We start from the raw sequence: 13,263 nt of genomic DNA on the forward strand, positions 1-13,263 counted from the left end.
CGAAAAAACCGGCGCTAGGCCGGTTTTCTCACCTCAACGGCCAGCGAATTAAATCGCTGCGTACGAGGCTGAGTTGTGGAACAAATTCTACCGTCAAAAAACTTCACGTCAACGCTTCCTCGCAGCATGATTGTGCCCAGATATGCTTTGCAAGCACATCACCCCAACTCAAAGTGACTCGGCTCGGCAACTACAACAAGGTTGCTAACGATGCCCCAAAAGTAACTCAGCGAAGGCCTGCGCCATGGCTGAACTGGGCCCCCTGCGGCGCACCAGCCACACGGCGGATTCGGCGGCCTCGTCCAATAGTGGTACGTAAACCACGCCAGCGATGCGAATAGAGCGGTAGGAGGCGGGCAACACGGATACCCCCAGCCCCGCCGATACCAAGCCGATGATGGTCATGGGTTCGCTGGCCTCTTGGGCAAAATGCGGGCTGAACCCTGCAGCCTGGGCCAGCGCCAGCAGTTGCGCGTAAAGGCCGCTACCGTAGCTGCGCGGGAAGAATACAAAGGGCTCCTCGGCCAGCTGTGCCAAGTGCACGCCGCCGGCAACGATGGTGGCTAACGGATGGCTGGCATTGAGCACCGCCACCAGTGGCTCTCGGGACAGCTCCACGGCATGCAACGTATCCGCCAAGGGGAGCGGTCGCATAAAACCCACTTCCAGAGTTTTTTCCTGTAAGGCATCGGCGACTTCCTGGCTGCTCATCTCTCGCAAGTGCAAGTGCACCGCGGGGAAGGCGCGGCGAAACGCATGGATCGCGGACGAAATGCTGGCATTAAAAGGTGCCGAGGAGGTAAAGCCGATTTTCAGCTCGCCTAGCTCACCGAGCTGAGCGCGTCGTGCAACGTCGGCGGCTTTATCTACTTGGGCCAATACCTGGCGCGCCTCCTCCAGAAACAATCGCCCGGCCTCGCTTAAGGCCACGCGGCGGTTGGTGCGGTCGAACAAGCGAGCACCCACTTCCTGTTCCAACGCTTGAATCTGCTGGCTTAACGGCGGCTGGCTAATGCCTAGCACCTCCGCAGCCCGACCAAAATGAAGGCTTTCCGCCACAGCAATGAAATAGCGAAGATGCCGCAGTTCCATAACGATACTCACAGGCTATCAAATGGGTCGAATAATATATTGGAAGTCATGTTTAGGGCGCTATATGCTTTTTCCTACCTACCCTATCTTGAGACGTCCCTTGAAGATCGCCGCCGCAATACCCGGCCAGGCAGCACCTACTCTTGCTCAAAACAGTGAGGCGCCGCGCTGGATCGAAAAGGGCACGCCATTGTTCATGCGTACGGTGCTGGCGCTGTTCTGTGGCGGCTTCGCTACGTTCGCCCTGCTCTACTGTGTTCAGCCGATGATGCCGCTATTATCGGCGGAATTTTCCATCAACGCGGCACAAAGCAGCCTTGTTCTGTCGGTATCCACGGCGATGCTGGCTATTGGGCTACTGATTACCGGGCCCATCTCAGACCGGGTTGGCCGTAAGCCGGTGATGGTCACAGCGTTGTTCAGCGCGGCATTTTTCACTCTCGCAAGCGCTTTAATGCCTAACTGGCCTGCCATTTTACTAATGCGCGCGTTCTTAGGGCTATCGCTGAGCGGCGTTGCCGCCGTGGCAATGACCTACCTCAGTGAGGAGATCCACCCTGAACATATTGGCTTGGCCATGGGGCTATACATTGGCGGCAATGCCATTGGCGGGATGTCGGGGCGGTTGATCCTTGGGGTACTGATCGATTATGTAAGCTGGCATACGGCAACCCTGGTAATAGGTGTGCTGGCATTGGGGGCGGCAGTCATCTTTTTGAAAGTGCTTCCGCCTTCGCGCAATTTCAGCAGCCGCACCCTTAACCCCCGCAGCTTGCTGGACGGGTTCACTGTTCACTTCAAGGATGCCGGGTTGCCTTGGCTGTTTCTGGAAGCCTTTCTGCTAATGGGCGGGTTTGTTACGCTCTTCAATTACATTGGCTACCGCCTGTTGGCAGACCCTTACCACTTGAGCCAAGCCCTAGTGGGCTTGCTCTCGGTGGTTTACCTCGCAGGCATTTACAGCTCGGCGCAGGTGGGTGCATTGGCGGATAAATACGGCCGACGCAAGATGTTCTGGGTGGCGATTGCTGTGATGCTGGTAGGCCTGGTATTGACTCTGCTGCCGCCGCTGGGCCTGATCCTGTTCGGAATGCTGGTCTTTACCTTCGGGTTTTTCGGGGCGCATTCGGTGGCCAGTAGTTGGATCGGCCGCCGGGCAACCTATGCCAAAGGCCAGGCATCGTCGCTGTATCTGTTCAGCTATTACTTGGGCTCAAGCCTGGCGGGGACTCTAGGTGGAGTGGCGTGGCACTACGGGGGCTGGAACGGCATCGGTGCGTTTATCGGCACCTTGCTGATCATTGCCTTGGCTGTTGCCGTAAAGCTCGCACGGCTGCCAGTATTGCCCGGAAACAAAAAGCCTACGTAAAGCAGCGCCTGGCACTGTAGGAGCCAGCGAAGCTGGCGAATAGGTGGACAGTTTATTAGCCGTTCCACCGTTTTCGCGAGCTGCGCTCACTCCTACCCGTAACCGGGCTTGGTGTTTACTTGAGTACTTGGATTCGGTCTACGTCCACCTCCACGCCATTGGAATCGCGGTCGACTTCGCCCATGAGACGCACACGCTGCTTGTCGCTCACTTCAACACCGGCAGGCCATTTGTCGTGGTCGATCTCCACACGAATGGTGTCCTTGCCGTCAGTGAACTCGTAGTTGTCTTTCTCGATCCGCTTGGTGATTTGCCCTTCAAGGGTGACAGGCGCGTCATCGGCAGCGCTGAGCGCGGCTTTCACGGTTTCGACCTGCTGAGGCGCCCCGCCCTGCGCTGGGCCCGCGTTTGGGCCGGTATAAGCGGCGAAGGCGCTGGCGGACATCAACGAAACAAGGCAAGCGGCAGTGATCAAGGCTTTCATGGGCGTTTCTCCTGTTGGCTTATCGAATGCAACCAGCCTAACGCCCACGGCTGAAGCCAAGCTTAAGCCTGGCGATGGTATTGGGCCGATAGCTCATGCACCGCTTCGATAAAGGCCCCGGCGTGGGCAGGGTCTACTTCCGGGGTGATCCCATGACCCAGGTTGAATACATGCCCGGTGCCATGGCCGTAGCTGGCCAAGATACGCCCCACTTCCTCACGGATGGCCGCAGGCTTGGCATAGAGCACGGAAGGGTCCATGTTCCCTTGCAGGGCAACCTGGCCGCCTACGCGCTGGCGCGCCTGGCCAATGTCACAGGTCCAGTCCAGGCCCAAGGCATCAGCACCCGCCTCAGCAATGGATTCCAGCCACTGGCCACCGTTCTTGGTGAACAGAATTACCGGTACCTTCTGCCCTTCGTGCTCGCGAATCAGGCCGTTAACGATCTGCTTCATATACGCCAGCGAGAAGGTCTGGTATGCCGCCGCGGACAGGTTGCCGCCCCAGGTATCGAAGATCTGTACCGCTTGGGCACCGGCCTTGATTTGCCCGTTCAAGTAGGCCGTGACGGCCTGGGCGAGCTTGTCGAGCAGCCGGTGCATGGCCTCGGGCTGGTCGTAGAGCATGGCCTTGGTTTTACGGAAGTCCTTCGACGAGCCGCCTTCAACCATATAGGTGGCCAGCGTCCAAGGGCTGCCCGAGAAGCCGATCAGGGGCACCCGGCCATTCAACGCAGAACGTATGGTGCTCACCGCATCCATTACATAACCCAGGTCCTGATGGGGGTCCGGGATCGGCAACGCATCGATATCCGCTACCGTATTAATGACCTTGCGAAAACGCGGGCCTTCGCCGGTTTCAAAGTACAGGCCCTGGCCCATGGCATCGGGAATGGTGAGGATGTCCGAAAACAAAATGGCCGCATCCAGCGGGTAACGCTCTAAAGGTTGCAGGGTGACTTCGCAGGCGAACGCCGGGTTCTTGCACAGGCTCATAAAGTCACCGGCCTTGGCGCGGCTGGCACGGTACTCAGGTAAGTAGCGGCCAGCCTGACGCATCATCCACACGGGCGTTACGTCTACCGGCTGCTTGAGCAGGGCACGCAGGAAACGGTCGTTCTTCAGGGCAGTCATGGGAGCATCCGGGAAAAGAGTGGGGGCATTTTCTCAGACACCAAGATAAAAGGCACGGCGTAGCACCGTGCCTTTTATCTATCGCCTTGATTTGGCGAGCTGAGGCGGAGGTTACAGCTGCAGATAATCCATGATGCCTTCGGCGGCGGTGCGGCCCTCGTAGATAGCCGTTACCACCAAATCCGAACCGCGCACCATGTCGCCGCCAGCAAAGATCTTCGGATGGCTGGTCTGATGGCGGAATAGGCCACCTTGCTCGGGCGCCACCACGCGCCCCTGGCTATCAAGCTCGATGCTGTGATCCTCGAACCACTCGGCCGGGCTCGGGCGGAAACCAAACGCAATGACCACCGCGTCGGCGGGCAGGATCTGCTCGGAGCCGGGGATGGGCTCAGGGCTGCGCCGGCCTCGGGCGTCAGGTTCACCCAGACGGGTTTCCACCACCTTCACGCCTTCGACCTTGTCTTCGCCCACGATGGCGATAGGCTGGCGGTTATACAGAAACTTCACCCCCTCCTCTTTGGCGTTTTTCACTTCGCGGCGCGAACCGGGCATGTTGGCTTCATCGCGGCGGTAGGCGCAGGTGACCGATTGCGCCCCCTGGCGAATGGAGGTGCGGTTGCAGTCCATGGCGGTATCGCCGCCGCCCAACACCACCACCCGCTTGCCTTTCATGTCGATAAAGTCTTCCGGGGCCTTTTCAAAACCCAGGTTACGGTTGACGTTAGCGATCAGGAAATCCAGCGCGTCGTGTACACCCGGCAGGTCTTCGCCAGGGAAGCCGCCCTTCATATAGGTGTAGGTTCCCATACCCATGAATACGGCGTCGTACTCGGCCAGCAGCTGCTCCATGGTGATGTGGGTGCCCACTTCGGTATTGAGGCGGAACTCGATCCCCATGCCGGTGAAAATCTCCCGGCGATTACTCAGCACGCTTTTTTCCAGCTTGAACTCCGGAATGCCGAACGTCAGCAAGCCGCCAATTTCAGGGTTGCGGTCGAACACCACTGGCGTTACCCCACCGCGTACCAATACGTCCGCGCAACCTAGGCCAGCCGGGCCTGCACCAATGATCGCGACCCGCTTGCCGGTGGGTTTGACCTTGGACATGTCCGGGCGCCAACCCATGGCGAACGCGGTGTCAGCGATGTATTTCTCGACCGAGCCAATGGTCACGGCGCCAAAGCCATCGTTAAGGGTACAGGCGCCTTCGCACAGGCGATCTTGAGGGCACACACGGCCGCACACTTCCGGCAGCGTGTTGGTCTGGTGAGCCAGCTCGGCGGCCGCCAGGATGTTGCCCTCGGACACCAGTTTGAGCCAGTTGGGGATGTAGTTGTGCACAGGGCACTTCCATTCACAATAGGGGTTACCGCACCCCAGGCAACGGTGGGATTGCTCCCCCGCCTGTTGCGGCTTAAGCGGTTCGTAAATTTCCACGAAACCCTTTTTGCGCAGGCGCAGGGTTTTCTTCTTCGGGTCTTTACGGCCTACATCAATGAACTGAAAGTCGTTACTCAAGCGTTCGGACATGTGGCGCCTCTCGGCGCAGCTTCAAGCGCAAACTTCAAGCTGCAAGCAAATTCTCGGTTACCGCGGGCAGCTTAAAGCTTATCGCTTGAAGCTTGCCCGCCAGGGCTCTTATTGCGGGCTGGCAATGGTGCTGGACAACAGCGACTTCAAGCTGGCCGCCTTTGGCTTGACCAGCCAGAAGCGCCGCAAATAATCGTCCAGGTTCTCCCACAGGTTGCGGCCCCACTCGCTGTCGGTTTCTGCTACATATTCAGCTAGCACGCCTTCCAGATGGCTACGGTAGGCCTCCATGGCTTCCCCGCTGATGCGCTGGATCTCCACCAGCTCGTGGTTTACCCGGTCAACGAAGGTGTTGTCCTGGTCAAGCACGTAGGCAAAGCCACCGGTCATGCCAGAGCCGAAGTTGTACCCGGTTTTGCCGAGCACACACACAAAGCCGCCGGTCATGTATTCGCAGCAATGGTCGCCCGTGCCTTCTACCACGGTATGGGCGCCGGAGTTGCGCACGGCGAAACGCTCGCCCGCGGTGCCAGTAGCGAATAGCTTGCCGCCAGTGGCACCGTACAGGCAGGTGTTGCCGATAATGGCGCTGTCCTGGGTCTTGAACGGGCTACCCCTGGGCGGAACGATGACCAGCTTGCCGCCTGTCATGCCTTTGCCCACGTAGTCGTTGGCATCGCCTTCGAGGTACATGTTCAAGCCACCGGCGTTCCATACCCCGAAGCTTTGCCCCGCCGTACCGTTGAAGCGGAAGGTCACGGGCGCGTCGCTCATGCCTTGGTTGCCGTAGCGCTTGGCGATTTCACCAGACACCCGGGCACCGATGGAGCGGTCACAGTTGCACAGGTCCATGGCGAACTCGCCACCGGTGCGGGCTTCGAGCCCAGCCAGGGCCAGGTCCACCATTTTCTCCGCCAGCAGGCCCTTGTCGAAGGGCAGGTTGCGCTCGGCTTCGCAGAATTGCGGCTTGTCTGCAGGCACCTGATCACTGCCCAACAAGGGCGTAAGGTCCAAATGGGCCTGCTTGGCGGTTTCGCCAGGCAGTACGTCCAGCAGATCGGTGCGCCCGATCAACTCACCCAGGCTGCGTACCCCAAGCCGCGCCAGCCACTCGCGGGTTTCCTCGGCCACGAAGGTGAAGAAATTCACCACCATGTCCACGGTACCGATGTAGTGGTCCTTGCGCAGTTTTGCGTTCTGGGTGGCCACGCCGGTGGCGCAGTTGTTCAAGTGGCAGATGCGCAGGTATTTGCAGCCAAGGGCGATCATGGGCGCAGTACCGAAGCCAAAGCTTTCGGCGCCAAGGATCGCGGCCTTGATGACGTCCAGTCCAGTTTTAAGGCCGCCGTCGGTTTGCACCCGCACCTTGCCGCGCAGGTCATTGCCACGCAGGGTCTGGTGGGTTTCAGCCAGGCCCAGCTCCCAAGGGCTGCCCGCGTATTTAATAGACGTAAGTGGCGAGGCGCCGGTGCCGCCGTCATAACCGGAGATCGTGATCAGGTCCGCATAGGCCTTGGCCACGCCGGCGGCAATAGTGCCCACCCCGGCTTCGGACACCAGCTTGACCGACACCAGGGCGGCGGGGTTAACCTGCTTGAGGTCGAAGATCAGCTGCGACAAGTCCTCGATGGAGTAGATGTCATGGTGTGGCGGTGGGGAAATCAGCGTCACTCCAGGCACCGCGTAACGCAGCTTGGCGATCAGGCCGTTAACCTTGCCCCCTGGCAGCTGGCCGCCTTCGCCGGGCTTGGCGCCTTGGGCAACCTTGATCTGCAACACCTCAGCGTTTACCAGGTATTCAGGCGTCACGCCAAAGCGGCCCGTGGCCACTTGCTTGATCTTGGAGCTGCGAACGGTACCGTAGCGAGCCGGGTCTTCACCGCCTTCGCCGGAGTTGGAGCGCGCGCCCAGGCGGTTCATGGCTTCGGCCAGGGCTTCGTGCGCTTCTGGAGAAAGCGCGCCAAGGGAAATACCCGCCGAGTCGAAGCGGCTGAGAATTGCCTGCAGTGGCTCTACTTCACTCAGCGCCAGCGGCTGCTCGGCTTCGCGCACTTTTAGCAGGTCACGCAGCATGGACACCGGGCGGTTATCCACGATGGCGGTGTATTCCTTGAACTTGGCAAAGTCGCCCTGTTGCACCGCGGCCTGTAACGAATTGACCACGTCCGGGTTGTAGGCGTGATATTCACCGCCGTACACGAACTTCAGCAGCCCGCCTTGCTGAATGGCCTTGCGCGGGCTCCACGCCTCGGCGGCCAGGGCCTTCTGTTCGGCCTCCAGGTCACTGAAGCGGGCACCCTTGATGCGGCTGGCCACACCACGGAAGCACAGCGCGGTCACGTCATCGGCCAGGCCAATGGCTTCGAACAACTGCGCGCCACGGTAGGAAGCAATGGTGGAAATGCCCATTTTCGAGAGGATCTTCAACAGCCCCTTGGTGATGCCCTTGCGGTAGTTCTTGAACACCTCGAACAGGTCGCCCAGCACCTCACCGGTGCGGATCAGATCCCCTAGTACTTCATAGGCCAGGAAGGGATATACCGCCGAAGCACCGAAGCCAATCAATACGGCAAAGTGATGGGGGTCGCGCGCTGTCGCGGTTTCTACCAGGATGTTGCTGTCGCAGCGCAGGCCTTTTTCTACCAGACGGTGGTGTACCGCCCCCACGGCCATGGCGGCATGGGCCGGCAACTTGCCTGGCGCGATGGCGCGATCACTGAGTACGATCAGGGTCTTGCCGCCGCGCACGGCCTCTTCTGCCTGATCGGCGATGTTCTGGATGGCCGCTTCCAGCCCCAGGCTTTCGTCGTAGTTAAGGTCGATCAGCTGTCGCTCGAACCCAGGGCGATCCAGGTTCATCAAGGCGCGCCATTTGGCGGGCGAGATGACCGGCGAGCTAAGAATCACCCGCGAGGCATGCTCGGGCGACTCTTGGAAGATGTTGCGCTCGGCGCCCAGGCAGATTTCCAGGGACATCACGATGGCTTCGCGCAGCGGATCGATCGGCGGGTTGGTCACCTGGGCGAATTGCTGGCGGAAGTAATCGTAAGGCGTGCGCACGCGCTGAGACAGCACGGCCATGGGCGTGTCATCACCCATGGAACCCACAGCCTCGTAGCCCTGCTCGCCCAAGGGGCGCAGTACCTGGTCACGCTCTTCGAAAGTGACCTGGTACATTTTCATGTACTGCTTGAGGTGGTCACTGTCGTAGAAATCCGAACCGTGGTCGTGGTCGTCCATTTTCGCCTGAATACGCAGCGCGTGCTTGCGCAGCCACTGCTTATACGGGTGGCGAGACTTGAGACGGTCATCAATGGCGTTGGTATCGAGAATCTGCCCGGTTTCGGTGTCCACGGCGAAGATCTGCCCTGGCCCTACGCGGCCCTTGGCGATTACGTCCTCTGGCTTGTAATTCCACACGCCGATTTCCGAGGCCAACGTGATGTAACCATTGCGGGTAGTTACCCAGCGTGCCGGGCGCAGGCCGTTGCGGTCCAGCAGGCACACCGCGTGGCGGCCTTCGGTCATCACTACGCCGGCAGGGCCATCCCAGGGCTCCATGTGCATAGAGTTGAATTCGTAGAACGCACGTAGATCCGGGTCCATGGTTTCGACGTTCTGCCAGGCTGGCGGGATCAGCATACGCACGCCCCGGAACAGGTCGATGCCACCGGTCACCATCAGTTCGAGCATGTTGTCCATGCTGGAAGAGTCCGAGCCTACCCGGTTTACCAAAGGGCCTAACTCATCCAAATCAGGAATCAGCTCGTTGGCGAACTTGGCGCGGCGGGCCTGGGCCCAGTTGCGGTTACCCGTGATGGTGTTGATTTCGCCGTTGTGGGCCAGGAACCGGAATGGCTGAGCCAGCGGCCACTTGGGTAGGGTATTGGTAGAGAAGCGCTGGTGGAAAACGCAAATGGCGGTTTGCAGGCGCTCGTCACTCAGGTCTGGGAAGAAGGCCGCGAGGTCCGCGGGCATCATCAGGCCTTTATAGATGATGGTCTTCTGGGAAAAGCTGCAGATGTAGTGGTCGGTGTCTTCCGCGTTGGCCACCGAAGAACGGCGGCGGGCGCTGAACAGCTTGATGGCGAATTCCTGGTCGCTCAAGCCTTCGCCACCCACGAACACTTGCTCGATTTTCGGCAGCCGCTCCAAGGCCAGGCGGCCCAGTACGCTGGTGTTGACAGGCACTTGGCGCCAGCCGACCAATTGCAGGCCCGCCGCGAGAATCTCACGGTTCATGTGTTCGCGGGCTGCATCAGCGCGGGCGTCGTTCTGGTTCAGGAACACCATGCCCACGGCGTATTGCCGGGGCAAGTCCGCGCCAAACTCGGCTTTGGCAACAGCACGCAGGAACTGATCAGGCTTCTGCATCAGCAAGCCGCAGCCGTCACCGGTTTTACCGTCGGCGTTGATGCCGCCCCGGTGGGTCATGCAGGTTAGGGCCTCGATGGCCGTTTGCAACAGGTTGTGGCTAGGCTCGCCCGCCATATGGGCAATCAGGCCAAAGCCGCAGTTGTCCTTGAATTCGTCGGGTTGGTACAGACCTGTTTTCATAGACACTTTCTCACCAGGCTTGCCTCTCACAGAGGCAAATGCTCTTTTTAATTCAACCGCTTACCATCCACGCCGAACGAACGTCAGCTTTGCGGCGGCAAAAGGGCAGTCATTGTACACAGCGGTACCGTGTGCCACAAACGCAGATGACGAACAAATATATTTTGATGTCGCGATTATGGAGGAAATAAGAAGCCTTTATGATGTAGCCAGGCTATACGAGTCAATGAATTGTTGGCACGCGACAGGGGCTTGTGGCCTGCGAGCTCTTTGGCGGGGGCACGAAAGCCCGCTGCGTGGTACGCCGCGGGCTAGTGCAATCGACTCGGGGAACATCAGGCGTGGCGAGGGTATCGCCACCGGGCCCTCAGTGGGCTGAGGCTAGCTCTTGTTGGACGCTGGCGACAGTTCTAGGCCAAGGTTTACCAGCCTGGACCTTCGCTGGCAAGTTCTTGATCGCGGCTACCGCAGCGGCGCGGTTGGCAAAACTACCGTAGGTCACGACGAACAGCGGCTTGCCTTGCAGGTTTTTTTTGAAGTAACGGTACTCGCCGCCCTGCTCCCGCACATAGGACTGCGCCGCGCTCTCGGAACTGGTGCCGAAGATCTGCACCACATAATTGCCTGGTGCCTGGGCGGTGTACCAGCTGGCACCCAGCTTGCCCGAGGTGGGTTTATCCAAAGGCTTTTCGACCGGCTTTGCAGGCGCAGGCGGCTTGTTGGCCAAGGCCAATTGCTGCGACGGAGCAGGTTTGGCTGGCGCAGGCTTACTGGCGGCAACTGGCTCGCTGGGTTGGGGCGCGGGTGTAGGAACAGGTACGGGAGTCACGGCTGGGCCAGGGGCAGCACCGGCTGGTGGCGCACTGGTGGTGACCATGGGCGGCTGGCCAGCCCCGGTATTTTCGCCAACCGATGGCGCGCCATCGTCGTCCTCGCCGCCAGCGGCGGAGGCCAGGGGCTCACGCTCCACAGGCTGGCCATTCATGGGCAAGGGTTTGGAGTTACCGGCGAACTCAATGGCAGGGTTACCGTCCTGGTTCGGCTGAGCGCCGCCAGGCTGGCCTTCACCCAAGGGCAATTGGGCTTGTTCGCTGGCAGGGCTCGGGGCCTTGTTATGGCCCGACAGCAAGCCGGCGGCGGCCACTACTATCGCCACTACGGCGGAGAGGGCCAGCAGGTATTTCTTAGGCATTTTCAATCCTATGGAAGGGCGCTTACCAGCGGAGCGACTGGCGATCATTGCCTCGATCATGGAATCCCGCGCGACCTGGTTGATAGGCCCAGGCCAGCCAGCGGAAGACTCATGAATGTCCGCGATTTGCTCGTTACTGAACAATGCGATGCCCTTGCCAGCGCCTTCCAGGCGCTGTGCCAGGTATTCGCGAGTTTCTTCGAGTGTGTACGGCTGCAACTCGATGATGTGGTAACGCTCGGGACCAACTTCCAGCTGATCGAGGCCTGCGATCAGTGATGGCTCGCCGAACAGGAAAACATGCGGCCGCCCTTCGGACAGCCCCGCGGCCAGTTCCAGTAGGGCTTCGAGCGCCGATTCGTCGAGTTGTTCCGCGTCATCCACCAGCAGGTAGACTTCCTGACCGGTCAGGCCTAACTGCACTACGCGCGACAGGATGCTGCCAATGGAGGCCTCGTTGGCGCTCACGCCCTGGGTGACTTGACCCAGCACACTGGCGGCCTCGCCTGCTCCACGCGCCGATACCACTACGCTCATCACCGACTGTTTGTTGGTACTGGCGACCAACGCCTGGCGCAGCAGGGTTTTACCACTTCCATTAGGGCCCGTGACTACCAGCATCAGCTGGCTGTAACGGGCCATATGGTGTAGTTGACCAAGGACCGGCTTGCGCTGGGCGGGGAAAAACTTGAACCCCGGCACCCGAGCGGCGAAAGGGTCGTGTTCCAACTGGTAGTGGCCGAGGAAGGCCTCGTCGGCATGCAGACTTGTCATCGAACTCTCGTTAACCTCGAAGCTGATCCACGATACCGCGGTAATCCGCCGTTAGCGTGGCCTGGAGTGTCTGGGGGGCGTAGTCATCGGTAACCACGGCTTCGCCTAGCTGGCGCAGCAATACCAAGCGCATGCGGCCATCAACGACTTTTTTGTCGACGGCCATGTGCCGCAGAAAGTCACCCGGGCCCATCTCAGCGGGCGGTACCACGGGTAAGCCTGCCCGCAGCATAAGGCTGATACCACGGTCACGCTGGGCGCTGTCGAGCCAGCCCAGGCGCCTGGACATTTCCAGTGCCATGGCCGTGCCCGCCGCCACGGCCTCGCCATGCAGCCACACACCATACCCCATCTGGGTTTCGATGGCGTGACCGAAGGTATGCCCCAGGTTCAGCGTGGCGCGCACGCCGGCTTCACGCTCATCTGCGTTGACTACCACCGCCTTGGCGGCGCAAGAGCGGCGGATGGCCTCGGTCAAGGCCGTTTGCTCCAGCGCCATGAGCGCTTCCATATTGGCCTCAAGCCAGGTCAGGAAGGGCTCATCACAGATCAGCCCATATTTGATGACCTCAGCCATGCCCGCGGACAACTCTCGCTGAGGGAGGGTGCGTAAGGTAGCGGTATCGATCAGCACGGCCTTGGGCTGGTAGAACGCCCCCACCATGTTCTTACCCAGAGGATGATTGATGCCGGTTTTTCCACCCACGGAAGAGTCCACCTGGGACAGCAAGGTAGTAGGCACTTGGATAAAGTCCACCCCGCGCTGATAACAGGCAGCGGCAAACCCGGCCATGTCACCTACCACGCCCCCGCCCAGGGCGATCACCGTGGTACGGCGGTCATGCCTGGCTTCCAACAGCGCATCGAAAATCAGCTGGAGGGTTTCCCAGTTTTTATGGGCTTCGCCGTCGGGCAGTACTATAGGCAGCACTGAACGCCCTTCCAGGGCCTGACTCAGTTGCTCCAGATACAGCGGCGCGACGGTTTCGTTAGTGACCACTGCTACCTGACGGCCCGCCAGGTAGGGCTGCAGCAGCCGGGGGTCGCTGAGCAGGTTTTCGCCAATATGGATCGGATAGCTGCGTTCAGCCAGTTCGACCTTGAGTGTTTGCATGGTTTCGCCAGTCCA

The 13,263-nt window shown here is 60.1% G+C and carries 8 protein-coding genes; 1 reads left to right on the plus strand and 7 read right to left on the minus strand.

Annotated elements, in window-relative coordinates; translation table 11 throughout:
- Nucleotides 1–204: 204 nt before the first annotated feature.
- Nucleotides 205–1,092 carry a LysR family transcriptional regulator gene (locus ACWKV4_RS18455; protein WP_483833557.1) on the minus strand — a complete coding sequence of 296 codons (888 nt, stop codon included), beginning with the start codon at nt 1,090–1,092 and terminating at the stop codon, nt 205–207.
- A gap of 100 nt (nt 1,093–1,192) precedes the next feature.
- Here ACWKV4_RS18455 and ACWKV4_RS18460 point away from each other — a divergent pair, with 100 nt between their 5' ends.
- On the plus strand, nt 1,193–2,461 hold the full coding sequence (locus ACWKV4_RS18460; protein ID WP_483833558.1) for an MFS transporter: 1,269 nt from the start codon (nt 1,193–1,195) through the stop codon (nt 2,459–2,461).
- A 115-nt stretch (nt 2,462–2,576) separates the two neighbouring features.
- Here the strand turns inward: ACWKV4_RS18460 and ACWKV4_RS18465 are convergent, their stop codons facing one another.
- From ACWKV4_RS18465 to aroB, 6 genes are all read right to left on the minus strand, one after another.
- On the minus strand, nt 2,577–2,945 hold the full coding sequence (locus ACWKV4_RS18465; protein WP_483833559.1) for a YgiW/YdeI family stress tolerance OB fold protein: 369 nt from the start codon (nt 2,943–2,945) through the stop codon (nt 2,577–2,579).
- Nucleotides 2,946–3,007: 62 nt separating this feature from the next.
- Nucleotides 3,008–4,078, minus strand: coding sequence for a uroporphyrinogen decarboxylase (gene hemE / locus ACWKV4_RS18470; protein ID WP_483833560.1), 1,071 nt, complete (start codon nt 4,076–4,078; stop codon nt 3,008–3,010).
- A 111-nt stretch (nt 4,079–4,189) separates the two neighbouring features.
- A complete protein-coding gene (locus tag ACWKV4_RS18475; RefSeq protein ID WP_483833561.1) occupies nt 4,190–5,611 on the minus strand; it encodes an FAD-dependent oxidoreductase in 1,422 nt (473 codons plus the stop codon).
- A 108-nt stretch (nt 5,612–5,719) separates the two neighbouring features.
- Entirely contained in the window at nt 5,720–10,168 is a 4,449-nt protein-coding gene (gltB, locus tag ACWKV4_RS18480) for a glutamate synthase large subunit (protein ID WP_483833562.1), read from the minus strand.
- A gap of 367 nt (nt 10,169–10,535) precedes the next feature.
- Nucleotides 10,536–12,134 carry an AAA family ATPase gene (locus tag ACWKV4_RS18485; RefSeq protein ID WP_483833563.1) on the minus strand — a complete coding sequence of 533 codons (1,599 nt, stop codon included), beginning with the start codon at nt 12,132–12,134 and terminating at the stop codon, nt 10,536–10,538.
- Between the two features lie 10 nt (nt 12,135–12,144).
- The gene (aroB, locus tag ACWKV4_RS18490) at nt 12,145–13,248 is read right to left on the minus strand and encodes a 3-dehydroquinate synthase (RefSeq protein WP_483833564.1); all 1,104 of its coding nucleotides are present in this window, start codon (nt 13,246–13,248) and stop codon (nt 12,145–12,147) included.
- Between the last annotated feature and the right edge of the window lie 15 nt (nt 13,249–13,263).

It is taken from the genome of Pseudomonas artemisiae, assembly GCF_057128685.1.

Coding starts and splice junctions, on each gene's coding strand:
- ACWKV4_RS18485 (WP_483833563.1), bottom strand. CDS start 12,134: ATGACAAGTCTGCATGCCGACGAGGCCTTCCTCGGCCACTACCAGTTG.
- aroB (WP_483833564.1), bottom strand. CDS start 13,248: ATGCAAACACTCAAGGTCGAACTGGCTGAACGCAGCTATCCGATCCAT.
- ACWKV4_RS18455 (WP_483833557.1), bottom strand. CDS start 1,092: ATGGAACTGCGGCATCTTCGCTATTTCATTGCTGTGGCGGAAAGCCTT.
- gltB (WP_483833562.1), bottom strand. CDS start 10,168: ATGAAAACAGGTCTGTACCAACCCGACGAATTCAAGGACAACTGCGGC.
- ACWKV4_RS18475 (WP_483833561.1), bottom strand. CDS start 5,611: ATGTCCGAACGCTTGAGTAACGACTTTCAGTTCATTGATGTAGGCCGT.
- ACWKV4_RS18465 (WP_483833559.1), bottom strand. CDS start 2,945: ATGAAAGCCTTGATCACTGCCGCTTGCCTTGTTTCGTTGATGTCCGCC.
- hemE (WP_483833560.1), bottom strand. CDS start 4,078: ATGACTGCCCTGAAGAACGACCGTTTCCTGCGTGCCCTGCTCAAGCAG.